This window comes from Zestomonas ipomoeae, from assembly GCF_057128665.1.
In genome coordinates, this window is record NZ_JBSKHQ010000004.1 from 183,548 (window position 1) to 208,684 (window position 25,137).

Below are 25,137 nucleotides of genomic sequence, written 5' to 3' on the forward strand. Positions count from 1 at the left end.
TCGCTTGAGGAAGCCTTGCGCCCGGGCGCTCAGGCCTGGATGGTCGCGGCGGGGTTGATCACCCGGCCGAGGCCGAGGTTGCGCAGGGCCAGGTGCAGGGTGCTGTGGATCACCTGGGGGTTGTCCATCTTCATCAACTGGCCGAGCAACTCGCGGGCCTTGCCGAGGCTGATCTGGCGCAACAGCCACTTCACCTTGGGCAGGTTGGTGGCGTTCATCGACAGGCTGTCGAAACCCATCGCCATCAGCAATACCGCGGCCGACGGATCGCCGGCCATTTCCCCGCAGATGCTCACCGGCTTGCCTTCGGCATGGCAGTCGAGCACCACCTTGGTCAGCGCCTGCAGCACCGCCGGATGCAGATAGTCGTAGAGATCGGCCACCCGCGGGTTGTTGCGGTCCACCGCCAGCAGGTACTGGGTCAGGTCGTTGGAGCCGACCGAGAGGAAGTCCACCTGGCGAGCCAGCTCGCGGGTCTGATAGACCGCCGCGGGCACTTCGATCATCACCCCCACCGGCGGCATCGGCACATCGGTGCCCTCGTCGCGCACCTCGCCCCAGGCGCGGTGGATCAGATGCAGCGCCTCTTCCAGCTCGTGGGTTCCGGAAATCATCGGCAGCAGGATGCGCAGGTTGTTCAGCCCGTCGCTGGCCTTGAGCATGGCGCGGGTCTGCACCAGGAAGATTTCCGGATGGTCGAGGGTGACGCGAATGCCGCGCCAGCCGAGGAACGGGTTCTCTTCCTTGATCGGGAAATAGGACAGCGATTTGTCCCCGCCGATGTCCAGGGTGCGCATGGTCACCGGCAGCGGATGGAAGGCGGCGAGCTGTTCGCGGTAGATCGCCAGTTGTTCCTTCTCGCTGGGGAAGCGCTCGTTGATCATGAACGGCACTTCGGTGCGATACAGGCCGACACCCTCGGCGCCGCGCTCCTGGGCGCGGGCAACGTCGGCCAGCAGGCCGGTGTTGACCCACAGCGGCATGCGATGGCCGTCCAGCGTCTCGCAGGGCAGCGCGCGCAGCGCATCCAGGCCCTGGGCCAGCTGGCGCTCCTCCTCCACCACTTCGGCGTACTGCTTGCGCAGGATCTCGCTGGGGTTGGTGAAGACTTCGCCGTGGTAGCCGTCGACGATCAGGGAAATGCCGTCGATCTTCGAATACGGCAGGTCGACCACCCCCATCACCGTGGGGATACCCATGGCGCGGGCGAGGATGGCGACGTGGGAGTTGCCCGAACCGAGCACCGAAACCAGGCCGACCAGCTTGCCTTCCGGCACCTCGCCGAGCATCGCCGGGGACAGCTCCTCGCTGACCAGGATGGTGTTGTCCTGGTACACCAGGTTCTGCTTGCGTTCTTCCTGCAGGTAGGCGAGCAGGCGCCGACCGAGGTCCTTGACGTCCGCCGCGCGCTCGCGCAGGTAGGCGTCGTCCATCAGTTCGAAGCGCTTGACGTGCTCGTTGACCACCTGGCGCAGCGCGCCCTGGGCCCACTGGCCGCCCTTGATGATCTTGGTCACCTCGCTGCCGAGGGAGGCGTCGTCGAGCATCATCAGGTAGACGTCGAACAGCGCGCGCTCTTCCGGGCGCAGCTGGGTGGCGAGCTTGGCCGAGAGGTTGCGCATGTCCTCGCGCACGCCTTCCAGGGCGTTGTGGAACAGCGCCAGCTCGGCGTCGATATCGGTGACCGTCTTGTCCGGCACCACTTCCAGGTCGGCCGGCGGCAGGACTACCACGGCGTTGCCGACGGCGGCCCCCGGCGCACCGGGTACGCCGACGAACTTGGCTTCCTGGATGCCCTTGCCCTGTTTGCCCAGGCCGCTGATCGAGCCGGTGGCCTCGGCATGGGCGATGACCCCGGCGAGCTGGGCGCTCATGGTCACCAGGAAGGCTTCCTCGCCTTCGTCGAACTGGCGGCTTTCCTTCTGCTGCACCACCAGCACGCCCATCACCCGACGGTGGTGGATGATCGGCGCGCCGAGGAAGGAGGCGAAGCGTTCCTCGCCGGTCTCGGCGAAATAGCGATAGCGTGGGTGATTGGCGGCGTGCTCGAGGTTCAGCGGCTCCTCGCGGGTGCCCACCAGGCCCACCAGGCCCTCGTTGGGCGCCATGCTGACCTTGCCGATGGAGCGCTTGTTCAGGCCCTCGGTGGCCATCAGCACGAAGCGGTTGCTCTCCGGGTCGAGCAGGTAGACCGAGCAGACCTGGCTGCCCATGGCCTCGCGGACCCGCTGCACGATGATGCCCAGCGCCGCCTTGAGGTCCTTGGCGGCGTTTACTTCCTGGACGATCTTACGCAGCGTGTTGAGCATGCTTTCTCCGTCAGTCGCGCGCCAGCAGGCGGGGAGCAAGTTCTTTGAGGGCGCGTCTATAGACCTCGCGCTTGAAGGTCACTACCTGACCCAGCGGGTACCAATAGCTGACCCAGCGCCAGCCGTCGAATTCCGGCTTGCCGGTCAGATCCATGCGCACCCGCTGTTCGTCCGACAGCAGGCGCAGGAGAAACCACTTCTGTTTCTGGCCGATGCACAGCGGTTGGCTATGGGTGCGCACCAGGCGCTGCGGCAGACGATAGCGCAACCAGCCGCGGGTGCAGGCGAGAACGCGAACGTCCTGCTGCTCCAGGCCGATTTCTTCGTTCAGTTCGCGATACAGCGCTTCTTCCGGCGACTCCTGGGCATTGATGCCGCCCTGCGGGAACTGCCAGGCATCCTGGTTGATACGCCTTGCCCAGAGCACCTGCCCCACGTCATTGGTGAGGATGATGCCGACATTGGGGCGAAAACCATCGGAGTCGATCACGGCTGAACAACCTCGCAAACGCATGTGACGGCATTGTTCCACAAAAAGGCGGCCCCCCGAAAGCCGGCCAGCGGCGCGGCACGCAATGCTTTCGCCGCCCTTCAAGCGGCCCTGGCGAACCGCTATGCTGCTCACCCTTTTTCCGCGTTGCGTTGAGGTAATCCGTGCGACTGGCCCTTTTCGATCTCGACAACACCCTGCTTGCCGGCGACAGCGACCACGCCTGGGGTGACTACCTCTGCGAACGCGGCATTCTCGACGGCGTGGCCTACAAGGCGCGTAACGACGCCTTCTACGAGGACTACCTGGCGGGGCGCCTGAACATCCAGGATTACCTCAACTTCAGCCTGGAAATCCTCGGGCGCACCGAGAGGGCCCAACTCGACCAGTGGCACCGCGAGTTCATGCGCGACTGCATCGAGCCCATCGTGCTCGCCAAGGGACTGGAGCTGATCGAACAGCACCGCGCCGCCGGCGACAAGCTGCTGATCATCACCGCCACCAACCGCTTCGTCACCGCGCCGATCGCCGCACGGTTGGGCATCGATACACTGCTCGCCACCGAGTGCGAGATGGTCGATGGCCGCTACACCGGGCGCACCACCGATGTGCCCTGCTACCAGGCGGGCAAGGTCACGCGGCTGGAGCGCTGGCTGGACGAGAACGGCCTCGACCTGGAGGGCAGCCACTTCTATAGCGATTCGCGCAATGACCTGCCGCTGCTGGAGCGGGTCAGCCACCCGGTGGCGGTCGATCCCGACCCGATCCTGCGTGCCGAGGCGGAAAAGCGCGGCTGGCCGGTGATTTCCCTGCGCTGACGGAAATCCGGGCCATTCGCCTGGCGGCCCGATTGGGCGAATGAATTCGCCCCTACAGGCCCCTCGACGAACGCCGACCAGCCGAGGGCGAACCAGAGACGCATGTGGCGGTGGGCCGGCGGCAACAATTCGGTGTGCTGCGCCAGCCCCATCGGATGGTTCCGTCTAACGGGCAGGCTGGCGCATGGCCAGCAGCAGACCGCTCAGCGGCACGATCTCAGCAGGCAGCAGTAGTAGCGTTGCCGTGGTCCAGAGCAATGAGTCGTTTACCATCAGCACCACCCAGCCTTGTAATCCCAGCAACAGGCTGGCGCCCAGTACGGGCAGCGTGCGATGCCGAGAGAGCGCAAGGCTGGCGGTCAGACACAGCCAGAGCAGGGGCAGCAGCCATTCTAGGCTCTCGTCCAGTCCGTACGATGAGTAGTCGCCGCCGATAATGCTGATTGAGAACGCATCCAGTGAGCCAAAGACAGCGGTATCGCCCATTTCCGCTCCGATGACCAAGGGCATCGCCAGCCATGCCAGCAGCCAATACAGACGCGCGCGGTTCAAACCGGCTTGCCCGCCATCAGAAAGAATATCGCGATAAAAGCGACGAACGCCGGCCAGCCGAGGACGAACCAGAGGCGCATGTAGCGGTGCGCCAGCGGAGACAGCTCGCCGCCGCTCGCCAGAGCCTGCTCGGCCATGTCGCGCACGCGGATTTGCAGCCAGACCACCGGCAGCCAGCAGGCGCCGGCCAGCACATAGAGGCCCAGGCTCCACAGCAGCCACGGCTGGCTCAGCGGCCAACCGGCCAGGTGCACCAGGGCCAGGCCGCTGAGGGGCTGGAAGACTGCGGTGGTGGCGATGAACAGCCAGTCGGCGGTGACCAGGTGGCGGAAGGTCACCGCGATCACCTGCAGGTTGCCGCTGCGCCAGGCTCGCAGGGCGTAGTAGGCCGAGCCGAGTCCGGTGCCGAACAGCAGGGTCGAGGAGAGGATGTGCAGGGTTTTGAGGATCAGGTACAGGCTCATCGATTTCCCTTCAGGGCGGGCTCGCTCCACAGCAGCCAGAGGCTGGCCGCCATCAGCACCAGATTCTTCGTCACCGCGCCGTAGGGGTCTAGCCAGTAGTGCGGCAGTAGCAGGCTGATCAGCAACGTGTAGCCGAACATCAGCGCCAGTTGTGCGCGCAGGGCCTGGCGTCGCCAGCGGCGCAGCAGCAGGCCGATGCCGAGCGCGCCATCGAGCAGCGCCCCGCCGACCACCGCCAGGCTCGCCGGCCAGCCGCTGACGCCCGCCTCGGCCATGATGCGCAGGCCCCAGGCATAGCCGGGGCCGAGGCAGACCAGCGCGGTGCCCAGCCAGACCAGCGCCAGGCTCGCCAGCAGCACGGGGCGCAACGCTGCCTCAACGCTGGCGCTGCGCGGCGGCCAGTGGCGCAGGCGGGCCGCCAGCGGGGCGACTCGGTAGCCGCAGCATTGCAGCAGCGGTTGCGAATCCGCCAGGTTGTCGCGCCGGGCCATGCGCAGGGTTTGGCTGTTCAATGCGCGCCAGCCCAGCCGGTCGCCCAGCTTCGCACCGAGTGCGGTCAGCGCGATTGGTACGTGCAGATAGCGAGCCGCCCGCCAGCCCTGGGCGGCACGCAGGCGGTCGATCAGCGCCGGCAGGGTCATGGCCTCGGGACCCACCAGCGGAAGCACGGCTGGCTGTTCCGGCCAGTGGCGCAGCAGCGCCAGCACCGCGCCGACCAGGTCCTGCACGTGCAATGGCTGCACCCGTGCGCGGGTATCCAGCAGCGGAATCAGCGGCCAGGGCGACAGCCGCGCCAGCCAGGCGCTACTAGCGCCGCCCTCGCCGAGGATCAGCGACGGGCGCAGCACCACCGCGGGAATGCCGAGGCCGAGCAGATACTCGTCGGCGGCCGCCTTGCTGGCGAGAAAAGGAATATCCGTCTGATCGCCGGCGCCGAGCGCGGAAATCTGCAGCACCCGCGCATCCTGGGCCGCAGCCAGGTCGAATAGCCGGCGCGTGCCCTGATCCTGGATGAGGGCCAGCTCGTTCGCATCGCTGCCGAGCACGCCGGCGGCGTTGATCAGCAGCTCGATGCCGTCCGGCCAGGTAAAGCAGTCGGGTTGCTCAGCCAAATGTGCCAGGTCCAGTGCTCGCCATTCGACGCCAGGCAGGCTGTCGGTGGGCACCCGCCGGGCGGTGGCTACCAGCTCATGGCCGGCGGCGTGCAGCGCCGCCAGCAGGTGCCGGCCGATAAAGCCGCTGGCACCGACCAGCAGGATGCGCATTCGACTCAGCCGAGGAACAGCTGGTAGGCCGGGTTGTCGCTCTCGTCCCAGTACGGGTAGCCGATCTCGTCCAGCGCCTGCGGGATCAGGTGGCGCTCGCCCGCCGGCACCTGCAGGCCGACGACCACCCGACCGTCGGCGGCGCCGTGGTTACGGTAGTGGAACATGGAGATGTTCCAGCGTCCGCCGAGCTTGTTGAGGAAGTTGAACAATGCGCCCGGCCGCTCGGGAAATTCGAAGCGGTAGACCACCTCGTCGCTGACCCGCACCGCATGGCCGCCGACCATGTGGCGGATGTGCAGCTTGGCCAGTTCGTTGTCGGTCAGGTCGAGGACCGGGAAGCCCTGCTCCCGCAGGTTGGCCACCAGTGCCGCGCGGGGGTCGGTGTCCGGGTGGGTCTGCACGCCGACGAAGATGTGCGCTTCCTTGTCGGTGTGGTAGCGGTAGTTGAACTCGGTGATCTGCCGCTTGCCGATCGCCTCGCAGAAGGACTTGAAGCTGCCCGGCTGCTCCGGGATGGTCACGGCGATGATCGCTTCGCGCTTCTCGCCCAGCTCGGCGCGCTCGGCGACGTGGCGCAGGCGGTCGAAGTTGACATTGGCGCCGGAGTCGATGGCCACCAGGGTCTGTCCGCTGACGCCCTCGCGTTCCACGTACTTCTTGATCCCGGCCACCGCCAGTGCGCCGGCCGGCTCGGTGATCGAGCGGGTGTCGTCGTAGATGTCCTTGATTGCCGCGCAGATTTCGTCGGTGCTGACGGTGATCACCTCGTCGACGTATTCGCGGCAGATCTCGAAGTTGTGTGCGCCGATCTGCGCCACCGCCACGCCGTCGGCGAACAGGCCGACGGTCGGCAGCACCACGCGCTCGCCAGCGGCCATGGCGGCCTGCAGGCAGTTGGAGTCGTCCGGCTCGACGCCGATGACCTTGATCTCCGGGCGCAGGTATTTGACGTAGGCGGCGATGCCGGAGATCAGGCTGCCGCCGCCCACCGGCACGAAGATCGCGTCCAGCCGCCCCGGCTGCTGGCGCAGGATCTCCATCGCCACGGTGCCCTGGCCGGCGATCACGTCGGGGTCGTCGTAGGGCGGCACGAAGGTATAGCCCTTTTCCTCGACCAGCTTCAGCGCGTAGGCCAGCGCCTCGGGAAAGGCGTCGCCATGCAGCACGACCTTGCCGCCGCGGGAACGCACGCCCTGGATCTTCAGCTCCGGCGTGGTACGCGGCATGACGATGGTCGCCTTGATGCCCAGCTCCCTGGCTGCCAGCGCCAGGCCCTGGGCATGGTTGCCGGCGGAGGCGGCGATCACCCCGCGCGCCTTCTCGTCCTCGGTGAGCTGCGACACCTTGTTGTAGGCGCCGCGAATCTTGAAGGAGTACACCGGCTGCAGGTCTTCGCGCTTGAGCAGAATCTGGTTGCCGAGGCGTTCGGAGAGCTGTCGGGCGGGCTGCAAGGGCGTTTCCACGGCGACGTCGTAGACGCGCGAGGTGAGGATCTTCTTGACGTAGTGTTCGAGCATCGTGGCTATCGCGGCAGACTGGCAGGGGGCTGTCGAGTCTACCCCATGGTTTCATCGCAGGACCACCGACAACGCGGGGGATTCCCGTTCTAACCGGGTATAATTCGCCCCTTCCTTTTCCCATTCGGTGCGGTGTCCAGCATGACCCAGGATCAACTCAAGCAGGCGGTGGCCCAGGCCGCCGTCGATTTCATCCTTCCGCAGCTCGACAGCAAGAGCATCGTCGGTGTCGGCACCGGCTCCACCGCCAACTGCTTCATCGACGCCCTGGCCCGGCACAAGGCCGAGTTCGACGGCGCGGTGGCCAGCTCCGAAGCCACCGCCGCGCGCCTCAAGGGCCACGGTATTCCGGTGTACGAGCTGAACACCGTGGACAGCCTGGAGTTCTACGTGGACGGTGCCGACGAAACCAACGAGCGCCTGGAGCTGATCAAGGGCGGCGGTGCCGCGCTGACCCGCGAGAAGATCGTCGCCGCGGTGGCCAGGACTTTCATCTGCATCGCCGACGGCAGCAAGCTGGTGCCGCTGCTCGGTGCATTCCCCCTGCCGGTGGAAGTGATCCCCATGGCGCGCAGCCATGTGGCCCGTCAACTGGTGAAGCTGGGCGGCGACCCGGTGTATCGCGAAGGCGTGCTCACCGACAACGGCAACATCATCCTCGACGTGCACAACCTGCAGATCGCCAGCCCGATGGAGCTGGAAGAGCAGATCAACAACATCGTCGGCGTGGTCACCAACGGCCTGTTCGCCGCCCGCCCGGCCGACCTGCTGCTGCTCGGCACCAGCGAAGGGGTGAAAACCCTCAAGCGCTGAATTGCACCGCCGTTGGGCTTCGTCGCTACGCTCCCAAGGCTACGCGCCCCGCCGCAATCTACGAGAGCCAGCCGCAACCCGTAGGTTGGCGTTGAGCGCAGCGAAGCCCAACATGGAGCGCGCAGCGCTCCCCACGAAGCCCCACAGAGTGCCAGCCCGGCGGCATGGGGGTCATTCCTTCGGGGGCATCTTCTTGAACGCGTAGAAAAGGTTCGGCTCGGCGACCAGATAGATGTTGCCCTGTTCGTCCATGGCGACGCCCTCGGCCTGGTCGATGCTGTCGGTGAGACCGTTGTTGCCGCCGATCAGGCTGATGAAGCTGATCGGTTCGCCCTGGCGGTCGAGTTCCAGCAGCAGGCGCGACTCGTCGGACAGCACCAGGGTATGGCCGGTGCGCGGATCGACCGCCAGCGACGACAGGTCGCGCATCAGCAGGTTGCGGGTGGACAGCGCCTCGAGCACGCCGGCGGCGCCGTCTTCGCCGGGGAACGGCAGGCTGAACAGGCCCATCGGGCTGCGCTCCTTGGCCAGCAGCAGGCGTTGCTGGCGCTCGTCCCAGGCAATGCCCTCGAAGCCCTTGTTGCCGGCGTCGGCGAAGCCGAGGTCGAAGGGTTCCAGCTGCGCCGCATCGATCGGCTCGTCGCCGCTGCCAAGGCTGAAGGTGCTGAGCCGGTGGCGGCGCTCGTCGATGATCGCCAGCCGGCCGTCGCCGAGCACCTCGACGCCTTCCGGGTCGCTGAAGCCGAACAGCTCGATGCGCCGCAGGATTTCACCTTCGCGCGACAGCTCCACCAGCAGCGGGTTGCGTCCGGTCACCGCGAACAGGGTGCCGGTGCGCGGGTTGTAGGTCAGCCCGGAGGTCTCGTCCTGGTCCAGCCCGTGCAGCGCCTTGGCCTGGATTTCAGCCGTGTAGCCGGGCAGCCAGACGCTGGCGGTACGTTCGCTGGCACTGAGGTTGCGTTGCTTGAACCACAGCAGGGTGCGGTCGTCCCAGTGCTGGTAGCCAGCCAGGGCGACCCCGGCGGTCAGCAGGCCGGCCAGGGCCAGCCAGTGCATCGGCAGCCGGCGCAGTGAGTGCTTGGGCATCGACAGAGCCTCGAAGGGGAACGGCGCTCAGAGTAGCCGCCGCCGGTGAAGGTTCCTTTACTGGCGGCTTGCGTCTGTGCCGGCGTCAGAGCACCCGGCTTTCGAAGCGCGAATGGCCGACCAGTTCCAGTTCCAGCGCGTCGCCGCGTTGCAGCGGGCCGACGCCGGCGGGGGTGCCGGTGAGCAGCACGTCGCCCGGTTGCAGGCTGAAGTGGCCGCAGGCATGGCGGATCATCTCCAGGATCGGATAGAGCATGTCGCGGCTGTTGCCGTCCTGGCGCAGCTCGCCATTGATGCTCAGGCGAATGCCGAGGTCGGCCAGGTCTTCCACCGCATCGCGAGGCACGAAGGGGGTCAGCACGCAGGCGCCGTCGAACGACTTGGCGATCTCCCAGGGGTAGCCCTTATCCTTGAGCCGGGCCTGCACGTCGCGCAGGGTCAGGTCCAGCGCCGGGGCGAAGCCGGAGATGGCGTCCAACAGTTCCTCCCGGCCTGGCGTGCGCGACAGCGGCTTGCCGATCAGCACGGCGATTTCCGCCTCGTAGTGCACCGCGCCGCGGTCCTCGGGAATGGCCACGCCGCCTTCCAGGCTCACGGCGCAACTGCCGGGCTTGATGAACAGCAGGGGTTCGCTCGGCAACGGGTTGTTCAGTTCCTTGGCGTGCTCGGCGTAATTGCGGCCGATGCACACCACCTTGCCCAGCGGATAGTGGATCGGTGTGCCATCGACGTACTGGTGCTGGTAGCTCATGGGTGACTCCTCACGGGAATGCTGTGCGCGGCTGGGCGATGCCGATCAAACCGGGAAAATCTTGCCGGGGTTCATGATGCCGTTGGGGTCGAACACCTGCTTGATCGCCTTCATGTAGGCGATCTCGGCTTCCGAGCGGCTGTAGGTCAGGTAGTCACGCTTGGTCATGCCCACCCCGTGCTCGGCGGAAATCGAGCCGTTGTACTTCTGCACCGTCTCGAACACCCACTTGTTGACGCTGGCGCACTTGGCGAAGAACTCGTCCTTGGACAGGTTCTGCGGCTTGAGGATGTTCAGGTGCAGGTTGCCGTCGCCGATGTGGCCGAACCAGACGATCTCGAAGTCCGGGTAGTGTTGGCCGACGATGGCGTCGATATCGTGCAGGAACGCCGGCACCTTGCTGACGGTCACCGAAATGTCGTTCTTGTACGGGGTCCAGTGGCTGATGGTCTCGGAGATGTACTCGCGCAGCTTCCACAGGTTCTGCAGCTGCTGCTCGCTCTGGCTCATCACCCCGTCGAGCACCCAGCCCTGCTCGACGCAATGCTCGAAGGTAGCCAGCGCCTGGTCGGCGCGCTCCTCGGTGGCGGCCTCGAATTCCAACAGCGCGTAGAACGGGCAGTCGGTCTCGAACGGCGCCGGCACGTCGCCACGGCCGAGCACCTTGGCCATGGCCTTGTCGGAGAAGAACTCGAAGGCGGTCAGATCGATCTTGTCCTGGAAGGCGTGCAGCACCGGCATGATCGAGTCGAAGTCCGGCGTGCCGAGCACCATGGCGGTGAGATTGGTCGGCGCGCGGTCCAGGCGCATGGTGGCCTCGACGACGAAGCCCAGGGTGCCCTCGGCGCCGATGAACAACTGGCGCAGGTCGTAGCCGGTGGCGTTCTTGATCAGGTCCTTGTTCAGTTCCAGCAGCTCGCCCTTGCCGGTGACGACCTTCATGCCGGCCACCCAGTTGCGGGTCATGCCGTAGCGAATCACCTTGATCCCGCCGGCATTGGTGCCGATATTGCCGCCAACCTGACTGGAACCGGCGGAGGCGAAATCCACCGGGTAGTACAGGCCCTTGTCCGCGGCGAACTGCTGCAGCTGCGCGGTGACCACGCCCGGCTGGCAGACCACGGTGCGGTCGAAGGCGTTGAAGTCGAGAATCTTGTTCATGTAGTCGAAGGCCACCACCACTTCGCCATTGGCGGCGACAGCGGCGGCCGAGAGCCCGGTGCGCCCGCCCGAAGGCACCAGGGCGACCTTCTTCTCGTTGGCCCAGCGCACGATGGCCTGGACCTCCTCGGTGCTCTTGGGAAACACGATGGCCAGCGGCGCCGGGGCGAAATGTTTGGTCCAATCCTTGCCGTAAGCGTTGAGGGAGTCGGCGTCGGCGAGGACCTTGCCGGACTCGACCAGGGTCTTCAGCTCTTCGATCAATGGATTGGTCATCTAGGGAACTCTCGAACGGTTCATGGTCACCCTGAGCACGCTTCATCTGCCAGGGGTGGGTGTTTCGCGGGGCTCGTATGCTAGCATACGCCCCCCGTGAATCGCGCCTGCCAGCCGATTTCGGGCCGGTCAGCGCAGGCTGTCCGCTCCTCTGCCAACTTCTTCGGAACAACGGGTTACCCACATGAGCAAGACGACCTCTCTCGACAAGAGCAAGATCAAGTTCCTTCTCCTGGAAGGGGTCCATCAAACCGCCGTGGACACCATCAAGGCCGCTGGTTACACCAACATCGAGTACCTCACCGGCTCCCTGCCCGATGCCGAGCTGAAAGAGAAGATCGCCGACGCCCATTTCGTCGGGATTCGCTCGCGTACCCAGTTGACCGAAGAAGTCTTCGATTGTGCCAAGAAGCTGGTCGCCGTCGGCTGCTTCTGCATCGGCACCAACCAGGTCGACCTGAACGCCGCCCGCGAACGCGGTATCGCGGTGTTCAACGCGCCCTACTCCAACACCCGCTCGGTGGCCGAGCTGGTGCTCGCCGAAGCCATCCTGCTGCTGCGCGGTATTCCGGAGAAAAACGCCTCCTGCCACCGTGGCGGCTGGATCAAGAGCGCGGCCAATTCCTACGAAATCCGCGGCAAGAAGCTCGGCATCATCGGCTACGGCTCCATCGGCACCCAGTTGTCCGTACTGGCCGAGGGCCTGGGCATGCAGGTCTGCTTCTATGACGTGGTGACCAAGCTGCCGCTGGGCAACGCCACCCAGATCGCCAACCTCTACGAGCTGCTCGGCGAGTGCGACATCGTCTCCCTGCACGTGCCGGAAACGCCCGCCACCAAGTGGATGATCGGCGAGAAGGAAATCCGCGCGATGAAGAAGGGCGGCATCCTGATCAACGCCGCCCGTGGCACCGTGGTGGACATCGACGCCCTGGCCGCGGCCATGCGCGACGAGCACCTGATCGGCGCCGCCATCGACGTGTTCCCGGTGGAGCCGCGCGCCAACGGCGAGGAGTTCGTCAGCCCGCTGCGCGAGTTCGACAACGTCATCCTCACCCCGCACATCGGCGGCTCGACCATCGAGGCGCAGGCCAACATCGGCCTGGAAGTGGCGGAAAAGCTGGTCAAGTACAGCGACAACGGCACCTCGGTGTCCTCGGTCAACTTCCCCGAGGTGGCGCTGCCGTCGCATCCTGGCAAGCACCGCCTGCTGCACATCCACGCCAACGTGCCGGGCGTGATGAGCGAGATCAACAAGGTGTTCGCCGACAACGGCATCAACATCTCCGGCCAGTACCTGCAGACCAACGAGAAGGTCGGCTACGTGGTGATCGACGTCGACGCCGAGTACTCCGACCTGGCGCTGGAGAAGCTGCAGCAGGTGCATGGCACCATCCGTAGCCGCGTGCTGTTCTAAGCGCGAACGGCGGGAAAGAAAAAGGGAGGCTTCGGCCTCCCTTTTCATTTGCAGGTACGTTTGTAGGGGCGAATTTATTCGCCTGGCTCGACGCCGTCAGGCGCATGAATTCGCCCCTACACGAAGCAACCCGTTGGCCTACGCCTAGGCTTGGCTTTCCAACGCCGCCAGCGCTGCGGCGGCGGCGGGCAGTTCCTCTTCGCTGAACACTTGCACTCCGGCGCGTTTGAGGGCAGCGGCGGTGACGCCTTCGCCTGCGACTTTCACCCCGCTGAAGCTGCCATCGTAGTTCTCGCGATTGCCGCAGGACGGGCTGCGGGCCTTGAGCACGGCCAGGCGGATGCCGTGCTCGCGCACCAGGCGCAGGGCGATCTGGGCGCCGGCGACGAAAGCCTCGGTGACGTCCTCACCCGCGTCGGTGAGCACCGGGCGCAAACCGTCGAGCACCGCGCCGCCCTGGCCGCCGGGAATTTCCGCCGGCGCACGCGGCGTGGGCAGGCCGCCCGCGACCTCCGGGCAGAGCGGCACCACCCTTCCCTCCGTCTGCCATTGCCGGAGCAGGTCGAACGGGCCGTGGGCGCCGCCGTCGTAGCGCACCGGTTGGCCGAGCAGGCAGCGGCTGATCAGGATCTTGTGCATGGCGAACCTCGCGCGGGACATCGGTGCATTGTCGACGCCGCCATCCGGCTTAGCCAGCCTCTCCGAGCGTCGGCAGCGCCAGCGGGCTGCTCGGGCGGCGGCGGAACCAGCCGGTCAGCGACAGCCGTTCGCGGGTCGCCGGCAACACCTCGTGGGGCATGCTGGCGGAGAGAAAGCAGGCCAGTCGGCCGGCTTCCGGCAGGATATCCAGGGCCGTCTCGCCGCCCCGGCCGTCCTCCAGATAGAGGCGCAGCTGGCCACCCTGATCGGCCTGCCAGTCCGGGTTCAGGTACAGCACCACCGAGAGGGTGCGCGCATCGTCATCGCGGAAACGATCCAGGTGGCGCTGGTAGAACGCCCCCGGCGGGTAGAAGGCGAAGTGGCACTCGAAATCCTCCAGGCCGAGGAACAAGTGGCGATTGAGGGTCTGGCGCAGTTCCTCCATGGCCTCCAGGTAGCGGTCGCAGGCGGCGGACTGACCGGGCTCCAGCCAGAGAATGCGGTCGCCGCGAATGCCCTCGCGCACCTGCTGCGCCGGTCCGCGGCCGATGCCGGCCGGGCTGAATTCCCCGGCGGCCGCGCGCGCGCGGCACTCCAGGGCCAGTTCGCGGGTCAGAACCTGGGGCAGGAAGTCCGCTTGCTGGGCCCAGCCGCGCTCGGCCAGGTGATCGATCAGGGGGTGCATGGAGGGTGGGACCTCAAGGAAGGCGGCGCATTCTGCGGCCGCGAGCGGTCACTCGACAAGCCCTCGCCCGCCCCACGACAATAGCCGTTCTGCCCATTGGACCCCGTTATGCGCGCTCTACTGCTTTCCCTCGCTCTGCTGCTCGCCTGGCCGGCGCTCGGCGACGACTACCAACGCCTCTACCAGGCCGCCGGTTGGACCGAGCAGCGCGCGCATTTCCGCGACGCGCTGGCCGCTGCCCAGCAGCGCTACCGCGACAGTTTGCCGCCGGCGCTGTACCAGGCGCTGGTGGATAACAGCAATCGCCGCTTCTCTGCCCAGGCCATCGATCAGCGTGCATTGTTCGGCCTGCGCCAGGCGCTCGACGACCCGCGTCCGGCGCTGGCGTTCTTCCAGTCGCCGCTGGGACGCAAGATCGTCGCCGCCGAGACCCTGGCCACCCGCAGCGACCAACTGGCGCGCTATGCCAACGGCCTGCCGCGCATCGAGGCCGAAGCGACCCGGCGTCTGTTGATCCGCCACCTGGCCCAGGCGCTGCCGGCCGCCGAGGCGGGCGCCGAAGTCAGCCTGGCACTGGCCGGGGTGGCCGCCGACAGCCTCAGCCAGATGATGCCCGGCCTGCTCGGCGGCGGGCAGGCGGAAGGATTGCTGCAAGGGCAGCGCATGCGTCTGGTGGCGCAGATCGACGGCGACCTGGATAACACCTTGCTGCACGTCTATCGCGATCTTTCCGATCCGGAGCTGGACGAGTTCGTCGAGTTCGCCCAGTCCACCGTCGGCCAGGCCTACTACCAGGCTGCGCTGAAGGCCCTGCGCATGGGGCTGGCGGTGGGCCAAAGCGCCGACCAGCTGGCGCCGGGGCAGCAGGGCATCTAAGGCGCTCCGCCCAGAACAGTACGGCGCGCCTCCCCTCCGTTGGGCTTCGGGACTTCGTCCCTCAACCGCAACCTGCGAATGGGCTGCTTGCCCGGGCCATGCGCGCGAAGCGCGGCCCTGCGGCACGCACGCCCAGGCCATCCGGTTGAGCTATCGGGCAGCCAGGCGCTCGCTGAGAAAGGCGAAGTAGCGGCGGCGGGTGTCTGCGAGTTCGTTGGCCAGGTGATGCCTGGCGCTCGGCAACATGAAGATCTCCGGGGCGTGAAACTTCTGCTGAACCACCGTCAGGTTGTGCGGCCAATCCACCGTCATGTCGTCGTCGCCCTGGACCACCAGTGGGCTGCGGTTGCTGCGCGGCGCCGCTTCGATGCGCGGTATCCAGCGCGCCAGGGCGCCGACCCAGGCGGTCGGCAGGGTGCGCGGCTGCAACGGATCGAGCTTGTGTACGAACTCGATGAATTCGGCGTCGTTGGAGTTATCGCTGAAGCGCCGCGGGATCGACTCGACGAAGGGGCTGAGCACCCGGTAGCTGAACTTCGACCAGCCCCACGCCCGCGGTCGTACCAGTGGGGCGAGCAGAATGGTTTCGCCCAGCTCCGGGCGCGGCTCGCCAGTCAGCAGGTAATCGAGCAGGATGCCGCCGCCAGTGCTCTGGCCGAACAGGTGCCAGGGCTTCGGCAGGTCGAGGGCGGTTGCCTCGGCGAACAGGCCCTGGAGCGCCGCCTGGTAGTCGCCGAAGTCATCGATGCTGGCGCGCGCGCCGCCGGACAGCCCATGGCCGGGCAGGTCGCAGGCGAGCACCGCGAAGCCCATGCCCAGCGCCCAGTCCACCACATGCCGGTACAACCCCATGTGGTCGTAGTAGCCATGCAGCAACAGCAGGCTGGCGACCGGCTGCGGCGGGCTCCAGAGCTGCACGGCGAGCGGCTGGCCGGCGGCCTGGAAGCAGCCGAGGCGGCTATCGAGCTCGGCGTGGCGGCTGGCCATGTCGAGGCCGTAGTAGCGTTGGTAGGCGGCCATCTCCGGGGGTGTTTGCGCTGCGGCCAAGGGTCGCAGGCTGGCACGCAGGGAATCGGGCTCGAAGGGCTCTGGCATAAGGCTTTCCGTTGTCTCACAAAGATCCGGCCGGGGTCCTCCCGGCACGTCGAAAGCTGTCGATATTCTGCCGCCGGGCGCGACATGGCAAGCTAGGCGCCCTTTTCCGTCCGCTGTCCGCCATGTCGTCGCGTCAAAAGAACCTGCTGTATTGCCTGTTCGGTCTGCTCTGGCTGGGCGCGTTGCTGGCTGCCTACCAGTGGTACCAGACGCGTTACCTGCGCCCGTTCGATGAGCGCGCGGCGTTCTTTTCCGGCGACCGGCTACGGCTGCCGGCGGAGCTGGCCGGTCCGGGGCCGATCCGCCTGGTGCACTTCTGGGACCCGGCCTGCCCGTGCAACGTCGGCAACCAGCAGCACCTGGCCGAGCTGATCGAACGCTATGCGCCGTTGGGCGTGAGCTTTCATGTGGTGCGCAAGCCCGGTAGCCACAGCCAGCTACCGACGGCGCTGAGCGCCCTGCAGCCGATCGAGCTGCCGGGCAGCGAGCAACTGCCGGCCAGCCCGGCCGTAGGCATCTGGGACAAGGACGGCCGACTGGCCTACTTCGGCCCCTACAGCGAGGGGCTGACCTGCAACGCCAGCAACAGCTTCATCGAGCCGGTGCTGCAAGCCCTGACCGAGGGTCGCCAGGTCAGCCTGGGCAATACCCTGGCGGTGGGCTGCTACTGCCAGTGGCAAACACCGGCGCCCTGACCCGCCACGACCTGCCATTGGCTGGCGCACGTAGGGCGGGTGCAATCCGCCAGGCGCCGTCGCTGCGCCTGAAGAATGACCCCGGCTAACCCCGCAGCAACCGCTGGTAGGCCTGTGGCGTGTACCCGCTCCAGCGCCGGAAGGCCCGGTAGAACGGCGACAGCTCGGCGAAGCCGCAAGCCCGCGCCACTTCGCGAATGGCCAGGCCCTGGCCGAGCAGCGCCTGCGCGCGCTCGCGCCGCACCCCTTCGAGCGCGGCGCGAAAGCTGCTGCCCTGGGCCGCCAGGTGGCGTTGCAGGGCGCCGCCGCTCATGCCCAGCGCGGCGGCGCAGGTCGCCAGGTCGATGGGTTCGCGGCCCAGACGGCGGTCGAGCAGGTAGCGCAGACGGCCGAGCAACTGGTTGCCCTGCAACTCCGCCAACTGCTCCTCGGCGTGCCGGCCGAGCAGGGCGAACAGGCTGGGATTGGCGGTGCGCGATGGTCGCGCCAGCAAGTCGACGGGAAAGATCAGCGCGTCATGGGGCTGGCCGAAGCGTGGCGTCAGCCCCAGCAGCCGGCGGTGCTCGTCCAGCCGGCGTGGCGCGGTGTGGCGGAAGTCGACGCCGAGCAGGCGGAATTCATCGTCGCTGAGCAGCGCCAGCAATTTGCAGAACAGCAACGCCAGGCATTCCATCTGCTGGCGCAGCGAGTCGAAGCCGCGGTAGTTCAGGTCGATGATCAGCCGCGCCGTATCGCCCGTTTCCTCCAGCCGTGCGGCAAAACCGCCGGAAATGATGTGCTGGAAGCGCACGAAGCTTTCCAGGCCCTGGCGCAGGTCGCGGCTGGCCAGCAGCAGGTAGCCGACCACATCCAGCAGGCGCGGCTTCATCGCCTCGCCCAGGTGCAGGCCGATATCGGCGTCGCCGCTGAGCCGGGCCAACGCCTGCCAGAACAGCGGCGCGTTGTCGTGCTCCTCGCGGCTCTCCAGTAGCGGCGGTGTCAGCGGCATGCCCTGGTAGGCGCGGCGGTAGACGTCGGTGGGGTCCAGGCCCAGTTCGCCCAGCGCCTCGTAGAGCAGGCGGCGCAGGGTGGCGGAATGGGTCAGCGGGGCGTTGTCGATCATCGGCGGTCCTCGGATTGACCGAAGACTTGCAGCACTCACGCATTCGGTCAATGCCAGCGGTAATGCCGCTGCGCAAAATCCTGCCACCGATAACAACAAGGAATTCCCGATGAAACGCACCCTGACCGTCCTGGCCGTCGCTGTCGCCCTCGCTGCGGGCGGCGCCGCCTGGTATCTGCATGGCAAGCAGCCGCAACGCGACGGAGAGGCTTCCCTCGCCGGCTTGCAGGCGCCGGTCAGCGTGCGTTACGACGAGCGCGGCGTGCCGCATATCCGCGCGCAGAACCAGGCCGACCTCTATCGCGCCCTCGGCTATGTGCACGCCCAGGACCGGCTGTTCCAGATGGAGCTGCTGCGCCGCCTGGCCCGTGGCGAGCTGGCGGAAATCCTCGGCCCCTCGCTGGTGGAAACCGACCGGCTGTTCCGCACCCTCGGCATTCGCGCCCACGCCGATGCCTACGCCGCGCGCCTGGACCTTTCCAGCCCGGCCAACCAGGCGCTGCAGGCCTATCTGGACGGCATCAACCAGTTCCAGGCCAGCCACCCCGCGCCGCTGGAGTTCGACCTGCTGGGCATCGCCAAACGCCCCTTCACCATCGAGGATTGCATCAGCGTCGGCGGCTACATGGCCTACAGCTTCGCCGCCGCCTTCCGTACCGAGCCGGTGCTGACCTACGTGCGCGACGAACTGGGACCCGACTACCTGGCGCTGTTCGACCTCGACTGGAAGCCCGAAGGCGTGCTCGCCCCGCGCCTGGCCGCCGGCGACTGGCGCGACCTCGGCACCCTCGCCCGGCTCAGCCAGGCGGCGCTGGAAGAGGCCGGCCTGCCGCAGTTCGAAGGCAGCAACGCCTGGGCCATCGCCGGCAACCGCACCGCCAGCGGCAAGCCGCTGCTGGCCGGCGACCCGCATATCCGCTTCGCCGTGCCGGCGGTGTGGTACGAGGCGCAGCTATCCGCCCCCGGCTTCGAACTCTATGGCCACCACCAGGCGCTCAACCCATTCGCCTCGCTCGGCCACAACGCCCAGTTCGGCTGGAGCCTGACCATGTTCCAGAACGACGACCTCGACCTGATCGCCGAGAAGGTCAACCCGGACAACCCCAGCCAGGTCTGGTACCAGGGCCGCTGGGTCGACCTGCAGACCCGCGAGGAAACCATCCAGGTGAAGGGTGGCGAGCCAGTCACCCTGACCCTGCGCCGCTCGCCCCACGGGCCGATCGTCAATGACGCTCTCGGTGCCAGCGCCGGCAAGACGCCGATAGCCATGTGGTGGGCCTTCCTGGAAACCGAGAACCCGATTCTCGACGGCTTCTACCAGCTGAACCGCGCCGACACCCTGGCCAAGGCCCGCGCCGCCGCCGAGAAAATCCAGGCGCCGGGGCTCAACATCGTCTGGGCCAACGCCGCCGGCGACATCGGCTGGTGGGCCGCCGCCCAGTTGCCGCTACGCCCCGAAGGCGTGAACCCCAACTTCATCCTCGACGGCGCCAGCGGCGAAGCGGACAAACCCGGCTTCCTGTCGTTCAGCGCCAACCCGCAGGAAGAGAACCCGGCCCGCGGCTACATTCTCTCCGCCAACCACCAGCCGGTGCCGGCCAGCGGCATCGAAATCCCCGGCTACTACAACCTGCCGGACCGCGCCCGTCGTCTCGATGCGCGCCTGTCGGAACCCGGCGTGAAGTGGGACCTGCACAACAGCCAGGCGCTGCAGCTGGACACCGGCACTGACTACGGCCCGCGCGTGCTGGCGCCCCTGCTGGCGGAGCTGCGCCAGGCGGCGAGCGCCGACCAGCAGCCACTGGTGGAAGAACTGGCGGCCTGGGACGGCGACCACCGCCTGGATTCCCGCGCCGCCACGTTGTTCAACGAACTGCTTTACCGCCTCGCCGAAGCCGCCATGGCCGACGAACTGGGCGCCGACTTCTTCGACACCCTGCGCCAGACCCGCGTGATCGACAGCGCCCTGCCGCGCCTGGCCGCCGATCCCGCCTCGCCCTGGTGGGACGACCGCACCACGCCGGCCAAGGAAACCCGCGCCGACACCCTCGGCAAAGCCTGGCAGGCGACCCTGGCCAACCTGCGCGAGCAACTCGGCGATGACTCCGCCGAATGGACTTGGGGCCGCGCCCACACCCTCACCCACGGCCATGCCCTCGGCCAGCGCCAGCCGCTGGACCGCCTGTTCAACGTCGGCCCCTTCCCCGCCCCCGGCAGCCACGAAACCCCGAACAACTACTCCCACAAAATCGGCCCGGCGCCCTGGAGCGTCGTCTATGGCCCCTCCACCCGCCGCCTGATCGACTTCGCCGACCCCGCCCACAGCCTCGGCATCAACCCCGTCGGCCAGAGCGGCGTGCTGTTCGACCGCCACTACCAGGACCAGGCCGAGGACTACATGCACGGCCGCTACTACCCGCAGCATCTGGACGAGGCGGATGTGGCGGCGAATGCCCGGAGCATGCTCGAACTGCTGCCACAACCCTGACCATTCACGCATTCGCCAACAGGAAGGTTTTATGCGCGCTGTACTCTTTTCCGCCCTGCTGTTCTGCCTGCCGGCGGGAGCCACCGAGATCGTCAACGACGTGACCGGGCTCAATCCGATTCTTGTCAGCCAGGTGCTCGCGCCTACCCGGTTGGAACAGATCGTCGAGGCGATCCGGTCGCATTCCGGGCCAATCGCCATTGGCGGCGGTCGCTTCAGCATGGGCGGCCAGACCGCCACCGATGGCGCACTGCAACTGGACATGCGCGACTACGACGAGGTGTTGGAATTCTCCGCCGAACGCCGGGAGATCCGCGTGCAGGCCGGCATCACCTGGCGCGAGGTTCTGGAGTACATCGACCCCTACGGGCTATCGCCGCAAATCATGCAGTCCTACGCCAACTTCACCGTCGGTGGCGCCCTCAGCGTCAATGCACATGGCCGCTACGTCGGCCAGGGCCCGATAGTACTGGCGGTACGCTCGATACGACTGGTACTGGCCGATGGCAGCTTGGTGGAGGCCAGCCCGACGCAGAACAGCGAACTGTTCTACGGCGCCATTGGTGGCTATGGCGGGCTCGGCGTGATCGTCGACGCCACCCTGGCGCTCACTGACAACAGCAAGCTCGCTCGCGAGACCCAGGTAATGCCGCTCGCCGATTACCGGCGCTTCTTCGATGAGCACGTGCGCGGCAATCCGGACCTGGTGATGCACAACGGCATTCTCTACACCGACGACTTCGACACCGTGCGCACCGTTTCCTACGTACGCAGCGGGGCGCCGTTGACGGTGGAGGAGCGGCTGGTACTGGTACCGGCCGGCCGCAGCTACACGGCGATGCGCGCGGGCCTCGGTCTGGCGACCAGCAAGAGCGGCACTCGCTTGCGCGAAGCGGCCATCGATCCGCTGCTGTTCAAAGGCGCGCAAGTGCAATGGCGCAACCACGAGGCAAGCCTCGACGTGGCCGAGCTGATGCCCATTTCCGGCGCTGGCTACAGCTATGTGCTTCAAGAGTACTTCGTGCCGGAAGCGCGGCTGGAAGAGTTCGTCGCGGGCATGCAGGCAGTGCTCGAAAGGCACCGGGTGAAGCTGGCGAATATCTCCATCCGCCACGCCAAGGCCGACCCCGGTACCCTGCTGGCCTGGGCCCGCGGCGACACCTTCGCCCTCGTGCTCTACTACCGACAGGGCACCAGCGAAGCGGACTAGGCCGAAGTAGCCCAATGGACCCGCGAACTGATCGACGTCGCCATCGCCGCCGACGGCCGCTACTACCTGCCCTACCAGATCCACGCCAGCCACGACCAGTTTCTTGCCGCGTATCCTGATGCCGGAAAGTTCTTCGCGCTGAAGAAGAAGGTCGACCCGACCAACAAGTTCCGTAACAAGCTGTGGGATGCGTACTACCGCTGGTAATGACCGCATCTCTGCCGGCGCCGTTACTTATCTTCGGCCTGCTATCGGCAGTGAGATCCTGAGCAATTTAGCCGCCTATATAGCGAGACTCGCGCGGGGTTTTCATGTATACAGTGGCGCCTCTTATGAACCCCTTCCAAAACGCCACTTAATAAGCACAAGGACGTCATATGTACGACCGCCTTCTCTTAAACAGTCGAAATGCTCTGCGCAGCTTCTTTGTCGGGCTGACTCTATGTGCTGGATTACTACCGTTGGGCGTACAAGGTGCATCCAATGACTCGCTTTGGCAATACACCGTCACGGGCATTTCTCAGAAATTCAATAGTTTGGGTGAGGCGGAGGCGGCCCTGCGCGGCATGCCTGACAAGGACCTTGGTAACGATACGACGGAAATGCATGAGAAGTTGCAGTTTTCTTATCTGCAAAGCTCAAACTCGCGCCTTTACCGTGTGCCGCCGGTGAAGGCAGAGATTGGTCCCTGGGTATATACAGTACCCTATACTCCCGGGGGGCCATACGATAACGAAGAAGCGGCAGCCCAAAATATCATCAGCTACTACTCACAAAGCGGGTGCAAAACCACTGCTTCGCCATCCTCGGGATGGTTTCTACACCCCGCTAAAGTAGGGAGGGGTGGGGCAGGAGTACATGACGTTCTGGATGGGCGGATTGCAGTTCCAGAGGAACTACGCGGTACAGAAAGACTGCCCTAGCCGCAATCCCTCAATAAGCAATATTTCAGCCACGGCTTATCGCTATGCGCGTCCAATTTGTCCTGCCAACTATGCGTCCCTCGGCTGGCAACACATACCGCAACTTCAGGATCCTGCTGGAAACGGTAACGTTCTAGTTGCGAAAGGCTGTTGGAACCAAACTTTGGGCAGCATTACATCAAGCATCATCAACGTACCATGTGATAAAGATCGAAATCCCCAGCGGGCCAACCCCTGTAATCCGTCCACGGGCAATAAGCATGAAACCGAGGAAGATTTTCCAGATCTGGAAGCTGGATCAGGTCTTTACTTCAGGCGTTCCTATAATTCTCTACAACTAAACCAAACCAAGACCGCGCTAGGCGGGGGTTGGACCCAGTCTTACGACACCTACCTGTATTTGGCTGGTGGGGCACCCAGGGCAATCGGCTGGGGGAGTGGCCACTGGGAGGAATTGCGCAGAGTGGTCACCAATGTCTATGTCTCGGCCCACGCCTCCGGCAAACAGCTCCGGTTGAGCGGTAAGGAATGGGTGTTGACGCATCCGTCCGGTGCGCGGGAAGTCTTCGATGCTTATGGCCGCCTATTACGCCAGGAATCTGCATCGGGTCTGATAACGACTCTGAGCTACGACCAAAGGCGCCTCAGCCGGGTCACCGGGCCGTTTGGCCATAGCCTCGAATTCAGCTATGACGCAACCGACAAGCTAATTGCGGTTACCGACGATCTCGGCCGCAGCGTGCAGTATGCTTACAACGACGGCCAGCTCGCGCAGGTCACCTATCCCGATGGCAGCGTGCGCACCTACCACTATGAGGCGCCGAATCTACCCAGCCACCTGACGGGCATCTCTCTCGATGGCGAACGCTACAGCACCTTTGCTTATGACGAGCTGGGTCGCGCGGTTCTTTCCGAACATGCGGGCGGTATGGAACGGCACACCTTCAGCTATAACGCGGACGGCACGACGACCGTAACCGATGCCGGCGGCGCCGCGACCGTATACCACTTCACCACCCCCTCTGCCGTACCCAGAGTGGTTCACAAGGAAGTCGACCCCGCCGGCACCCGCTCGCGCACGTACGATCCTTATTGGCGTCTCACCTCGCGCACCGACGAACGCGGCGTGAAAACCACCTATACCTACGACGACTTCCACCGTACCAGCCAAACCGAAGCAGCAGGTACCGCCCAGCAACGTACTACGACGTATCAATATCTGAGCGCTGACGCCGATCTGCCAACGCTGATCGAAAGCCCGAGTGTGTATGCCGGGCAAACCAAGCGTGTTCTTATCAGCTATGGCGACGGCCGTTTCCCCAGGCTGCCCACCGTCATAAGCCAATCCGGATACAGCCCCTCCGGCGAACCGGTGTCGCGTTCCATCAGCCTTGCCTACAACGAGCAGGGCCAGGTTGCGTCGCTTGACGGGCCGCGAACGGATACCGCCGACGTCACCCGGCTGGAGTATTACGCCTGCAACACGGGCGGACGTTGTGGTCAGCTCCAATCCACCACCAACGCCTTGGGCCAGGTGACACGCTTCGATGGCTACGATGCCGCCGGCCGAGTGGGTCGTATTACCGACCCCAACGGCCTGGAAACCACCTACACCTACGATGCCTTGGGTCGAGTGAGTCGCGTGGTCCAGGCCGCCGCTGGCACAGAGGGACGCGCCACTGACTATCGCTACACCGCATTCGGTGCCATTGCGTCGGTGACGCAGCCTGATGGGGCGGTACTCACCTACACCTACGACGCCGCACGCAAGTTGCGCACCGTTACCGACTCCATGGGTAATCAGGTCCGCTACGCCTATGACTCCCGAGGCAACCGCGCCAGCGAAGAGGTGTTCAATCCGGATGGCACTCAGGTCCGAGGTGTCAGCTACAGCTATGACATTCGCAATCGCGTACAAAGCGTTGCCGCGGCGATTGACGCCAGTCGCACCAGCCTGACCCTGAGAGTCTCCGACGCCCTCGGCAATCTGCTCGCCGAGACCGCCCCTAACAACAGCGCCAACGGTTCGCTGCAACCGACCACCCATGAGTACGACAGCCTGAACCGACTGTTCAAGACCACCGACGTGCTGGCTGGCACCACCCACTACGGTTATGACGTCAACGGCAGCCTGACCCAGGTCACCACGCCCAATCAGGCAGTGACGACCTATGCCTATGACGATCTCGGTAACCGGCTCTCGGAGGCTTCCCCCGACCGCGGCACCCTGACCTACACCTACGATACCGCCGGCAACCTGATCAACCGCCGGGATGCGCGTGGGATAGCGACCAGCTACGGCTATGACGCCCTCAATCGGGTGACGAGCATCGACTATCCTGGCTCCGATGAGGATGTGCAGTTCAGCTACGATTGCGCGGGCGCCATCGGCCGGCTCTGTGAAGTAACCGATGGTAGTGGTCTGTGTCGTGGTCAAGTTTTAGTGGACACCCGAATAGGGGATTTCAGGCGGTTGCCTTCTCGTACTCGACTGGAGGCTGG

20 protein-coding genes and 3 pseudogenes are annotated in these 25,137 nt (G+C 65.8%); 10 read left to right on the plus strand and 13 right to left on the minus strand.

Going from position 1 to position 25,137, the window contains the following annotated elements:
- Positions 1 to 29: 29 nt before the first annotated feature.
- Both ptsP and ACWKV7_RS07905 read right to left on the minus strand, forming a co-directional pair.
- Entirely contained in the window at positions 30 to 2,309 is a 2,280-nt protein-coding gene (gene ptsP / locus ACWKV7_RS07900) for a phosphoenolpyruvate--protein phosphotransferase (RefSeq protein WP_483857113.1), read from the minus strand.
- Between the two features lie 10 nt (positions 2,310 to 2,319).
- Complete coding sequence (locus ACWKV7_RS07905) at positions 2,320 to 2,799, minus strand: RNA pyrophosphohydrolase (protein ID WP_483857114.1); 480 nt, start codon at positions 2,797 to 2,799, stop codon at positions 2,320 to 2,322.
- A 164-nt stretch (positions 2,800 to 2,963) separates the two neighbouring features.
- On the opposite strand from ACWKV7_RS07905, the gene ACWKV7_RS07910 reads away from it, so the two are divergent.
- Positions 2,964 to 3,617 (plus strand): histidinol-phosphatase, encoded by a 654-nt coding sequence (locus ACWKV7_RS07910; protein WP_483857115.1) that lies wholly within the window; start codon positions 2,964 to 2,966, stop codon positions 3,615 to 3,617.
- Between the two features lie 165 nt (positions 3,618 to 3,782).
- Here the strand turns inward: ACWKV7_RS07910 and ACWKV7_RS07915 are convergent, their stop codons facing one another.
- The 4 genes and pseudogenes from ACWKV7_RS07915 to ilvA form a co-directional block, all read right to left on the minus strand.
- Positions 3,783 to 4,169 carry a hypothetical protein gene (locus ACWKV7_RS07915; protein WP_483857116.1) on the minus strand — a complete coding sequence of 129 codons (387 nt, stop codon included), beginning with the start codon at positions 4,167 to 4,169 and terminating at the stop codon, positions 3,783 to 3,785.
- On the minus strand, positions 4,166 to 4,633 hold the full coding sequence (locus ACWKV7_RS07920; protein ID WP_483857117.1) for a DUF2269 family protein: 468 nt from the start codon (positions 4,631 to 4,633) through the stop codon (positions 4,166 to 4,168). The genes ACWKV7_RS07915 and ACWKV7_RS07920 overlap by 4 nt, the downstream gene beginning before the upstream one ends.
- On the minus strand, positions 4,630 to 5,898 hold the full coding sequence (locus ACWKV7_RS07925; protein WP_483857118.1) for an SDR family oxidoreductase: 1,269 nt from the start codon (positions 5,896 to 5,898) through the stop codon (positions 4,630 to 4,632). The genes ACWKV7_RS07920 and ACWKV7_RS07925 overlap by 4 nt, the downstream gene beginning before the upstream one ends.
- A gap of 5 nt (positions 5,899 to 5,903) precedes the next feature.
- A pseudogene (gene ilvA, locus ACWKV7_RS07930) lies at positions 5,904 to 7,433 on the minus strand (threonine ammonia-lyase, biosynthetic); the annotation flags it as partial.
- A 126-nt stretch (positions 7,434 to 7,559) separates the two neighbouring features.
- Between ilvA and rpiA the strand changes: the two are divergent.
- Positions 7,560 to 8,231: a ribose-5-phosphate isomerase RpiA gene (gene rpiA, locus ACWKV7_RS07935; RefSeq protein WP_483857119.1), complete on the plus strand. Its 672-nt coding sequence runs from the start codon at positions 7,560 to 7,562 to the stop codon at positions 8,229 to 8,231.
- Between the two features lie 171 nt (positions 8,232 to 8,402).
- On the opposite strand, the gene ACWKV7_RS07940 is transcribed toward rpiA, so the two are convergent.
- The 3 genes from ACWKV7_RS07940 to ACWKV7_RS07950 all read right to left on the minus strand — a co-directional run bounded on the left by ACWKV7_RS07940 (position 8,403) and on the right by ACWKV7_RS07950 (position 11,505).
- Entirely contained in the window at positions 8,403 to 9,317 is a 915-nt protein-coding gene (locus ACWKV7_RS07940) for an SdiA-regulated domain-containing protein (RefSeq protein WP_483857120.1), read from the minus strand.
- Between the two features lie 85 nt (positions 9,318 to 9,402).
- Entirely contained in the window at positions 9,403 to 10,068 is a 666-nt protein-coding gene (locus tag ACWKV7_RS07945; protein ID WP_483857121.1) for a fumarylacetoacetate hydrolase family protein, read from the minus strand.
- Between the two features lie 45 nt (positions 10,069 to 10,113).
- The gene (locus ACWKV7_RS07950) at positions 10,114 to 11,505 is read right to left on the minus strand and encodes an FAD-binding oxidoreductase (RefSeq protein ID WP_483857122.1); all 1,392 of its coding nucleotides are present in this window, start codon (positions 11,503 to 11,505) and stop codon (positions 10,114 to 10,116) included.
- A gap of 184 nt (positions 11,506 to 11,689) precedes the next feature.
- On the opposite strand from ACWKV7_RS07950, the gene serA reads away from it, so the two are divergent.
- Positions 11,690 to 12,922 carry a phosphoglycerate dehydrogenase gene (gene serA / locus ACWKV7_RS07955; protein ID WP_483857123.1) on the plus strand — a complete coding sequence of 411 codons (1,233 nt, stop codon included), beginning with the start codon at positions 11,690 to 11,692 and terminating at the stop codon, positions 12,920 to 12,922.
- A gap of 144 nt (positions 12,923 to 13,066) precedes the next feature.
- Here serA and ACWKV7_RS07960 read toward each other — a convergent pair whose 3' ends face one another.
- Positions 13,067 to 13,561, minus strand: a complete 495-nt coding sequence (locus ACWKV7_RS07960; protein WP_483857124.1) for a 2-thiouracil desulfurase family protein — start codon at positions 13,559 to 13,561, stop codon at positions 13,067 to 13,069.
- 49 nt (positions 13,562 to 13,610) lie between these two features.
- A complete protein-coding gene (locus ACWKV7_RS07965; protein WP_483857125.1) occupies positions 13,611 to 14,246 on the minus strand; it encodes a 2OG-Fe(II) oxygenase in 636 nt (211 codons plus the stop codon).
- 108 nt (positions 14,247 to 14,354) lie between these two features.
- On the opposite strand from ACWKV7_RS07965, the gene ACWKV7_RS07970 reads away from it, so the two are divergent.
- Positions 14,355 to 15,122, plus strand: coding sequence for a hypothetical protein (locus ACWKV7_RS07970; protein WP_483857126.1), 768 nt, complete (start codon positions 14,355 to 14,357; stop codon positions 15,120 to 15,122).
- 150 nt (positions 15,123 to 15,272) lie between these two features.
- Here ACWKV7_RS07970 and bipL read toward each other — a convergent pair whose 3' ends face one another.
- A complete protein-coding gene (gene bipL, locus ACWKV7_RS07975) occupies positions 15,273 to 16,217 on the minus strand; it encodes a phospholipase BipL (RefSeq protein ID WP_483857127.1) in 945 nt (314 codons plus the stop codon).
- A 122-nt stretch (positions 16,218 to 16,339) separates the two neighbouring features.
- Between bipL and ACWKV7_RS07980 the strand changes: the two genes are divergently transcribed.
- A complete protein-coding gene (locus ACWKV7_RS07980) occupies positions 16,340 to 16,912 on the plus strand; it encodes a DUF6436 domain-containing protein (RefSeq protein ID WP_483857128.1) in 573 nt (190 codons plus the stop codon).
- Between the two features lie 85 nt (positions 16,913 to 16,997).
- On the opposite strand, the gene ACWKV7_RS07985 is transcribed toward ACWKV7_RS07980, so the two are convergent.
- Positions 16,998 to 18,014 carry an AraC family transcriptional regulator gene (locus tag ACWKV7_RS07985; RefSeq protein ID WP_483857129.1) on the minus strand — a complete coding sequence of 339 codons (1,017 nt, stop codon included), beginning with the start codon at positions 18,012 to 18,014 and terminating at the stop codon, positions 16,998 to 17,000.
- A gap of 109 nt (positions 18,015 to 18,123) precedes the next feature.
- On the opposite strand from ACWKV7_RS07985, the gene ACWKV7_RS07990 reads away from it, so the two are divergent.
- From ACWKV7_RS07990 to ACWKV7_RS08010, 5 genes and pseudogenes are all read left to right on the plus strand, one after another.
- Positions 18,124 to 20,502, plus strand: coding sequence for a penicillin acylase family protein (locus ACWKV7_RS07990; protein WP_483857130.1), 2,379 nt, complete (start codon positions 18,124 to 18,126; stop codon positions 20,500 to 20,502).
- A 31-nt stretch (positions 20,503 to 20,533) separates the two neighbouring features.
- Positions 20,534 to 21,712, plus strand: coding sequence for an FAD-binding protein (locus tag ACWKV7_RS07995; protein WP_483857131.1), 1,179 nt, complete (start codon positions 20,534 to 20,536; stop codon positions 21,710 to 21,712).
- Positions 21,713 to 22,089: 377 nt separating this feature from the next.
- Positions 22,090 to 22,635, plus strand: a complete 546-nt coding sequence (locus ACWKV7_RS08000) for a hypothetical protein (protein WP_483857132.1) — start codon at positions 22,090 to 22,092, stop codon at positions 22,633 to 22,635.
- Positions 22,583 to 23,029: pseudogene (locus tag ACWKV7_RS08005) on the plus strand (DUF6531 domain-containing protein); the annotation flags it as partial. The gene ACWKV7_RS08000 and the pseudogene ACWKV7_RS08005, both read left to right, overlap by 53 nt.
- A gap of 69 nt (positions 23,030 to 23,098) precedes the next feature.
- Positions 23,099 to 25,137: pseudogene (locus ACWKV7_RS08010) on the plus strand (hypothetical protein); the annotation flags it as partial.

Coding starts and splice junctions, on each gene's coding strand:
- ptsP (WP_483857113.1), bottom strand. CDS start 2,309: ATGCTCAACACGCTGCGTAAGATCGTCCAGGAAGTAAACGCCGCCAAG.
- ACWKV7_RS07920 (WP_483857117.1), bottom strand. CDS start 4,633: ATGAGCCTGTACCTGATCCTCAAAACCCTGCACATCCTCTCCTCGACC.
- ACWKV7_RS07925 (WP_483857118.1), bottom strand. CDS start 5,898: ATGCGCATCCTGCTGGTCGGTGCCAGCGGCTTTATCGGCCGGCACCTG.
- rpiA (WP_483857119.1), top strand. CDS start 7,560: ATGACCCAGGATCAACTCAAGCAGGCGGTGGCCCAGGCCGCCGTCGAT.
- ACWKV7_RS07940 (WP_483857120.1), bottom strand. CDS start 9,317: ATGCCCAAGCACTCACTGCGCCGGCTGCCGATGCACTGGCTGGCCCTG.
- ACWKV7_RS07945 (WP_483857121.1), bottom strand. CDS start 10,068: ATGAGCTACCAGCACCAGTACGTCGATGGCACACCGATCCACTATCCG.
- ACWKV7_RS07950 (WP_483857122.1), bottom strand. CDS start 11,505: ATGACCAATCCATTGATCGAAGAGCTGAAGACCCTGGTCGAGTCCGGC.
- serA (WP_483857123.1), top strand. CDS start 11,690: ATGAGCAAGACGACCTCTCTCGACAAGAGCAAGATCAAGTTCCTTCTC.
- ACWKV7_RS07960 (WP_483857124.1), bottom strand. CDS start 13,561: ATGCACAAGATCCTGATCAGCCGCTGCCTGCTCGGCCAACCGGTGCGC.
- ACWKV7_RS07965 (WP_483857125.1), bottom strand. CDS start 14,246: ATGCACCCCCTGATCGATCACCTGGCCGAGCGCGGCTGGGCCCAGCAA.
- ACWKV7_RS07970 (WP_483857126.1), top strand. CDS start 14,355: ATGCGCGCTCTACTGCTTTCCCTCGCTCTGCTGCTCGCCTGGCCGGCG.
- bipL (WP_483857127.1), bottom strand. CDS start 16,217: ATGCCAGAGCCCTTCGAGCCCGATTCCCTGCGTGCCAGCCTGCGACCC.
- ACWKV7_RS07980 (WP_483857128.1), top strand. CDS start 16,340: ATGTCGTCGCGTCAAAAGAACCTGCTGTATTGCCTGTTCGGTCTGCTC.
- ACWKV7_RS07985 (WP_483857129.1), bottom strand. CDS start 18,014: ATGATCGACAACGCCCCGCTGACCCATTCCGCCACCCTGCGCCGCCTG.
- ACWKV7_RS07990 (WP_483857130.1), top strand. CDS start 18,124: ATGAAACGCACCCTGACCGTCCTGGCCGTCGCTGTCGCCCTCGCTGCG.
- ACWKV7_RS07995 (WP_483857131.1), top strand. CDS start 20,534: ATGCGCGCTGTACTCTTTTCCGCCCTGCTGTTCTGCCTGCCGGCGGGA.
- ACWKV7_RS08000 (WP_483857132.1), top strand. CDS start 22,090: ATGTACGACCGCCTTCTCTTAAACAGTCGAAATGCTCTGCGCAGCTTC.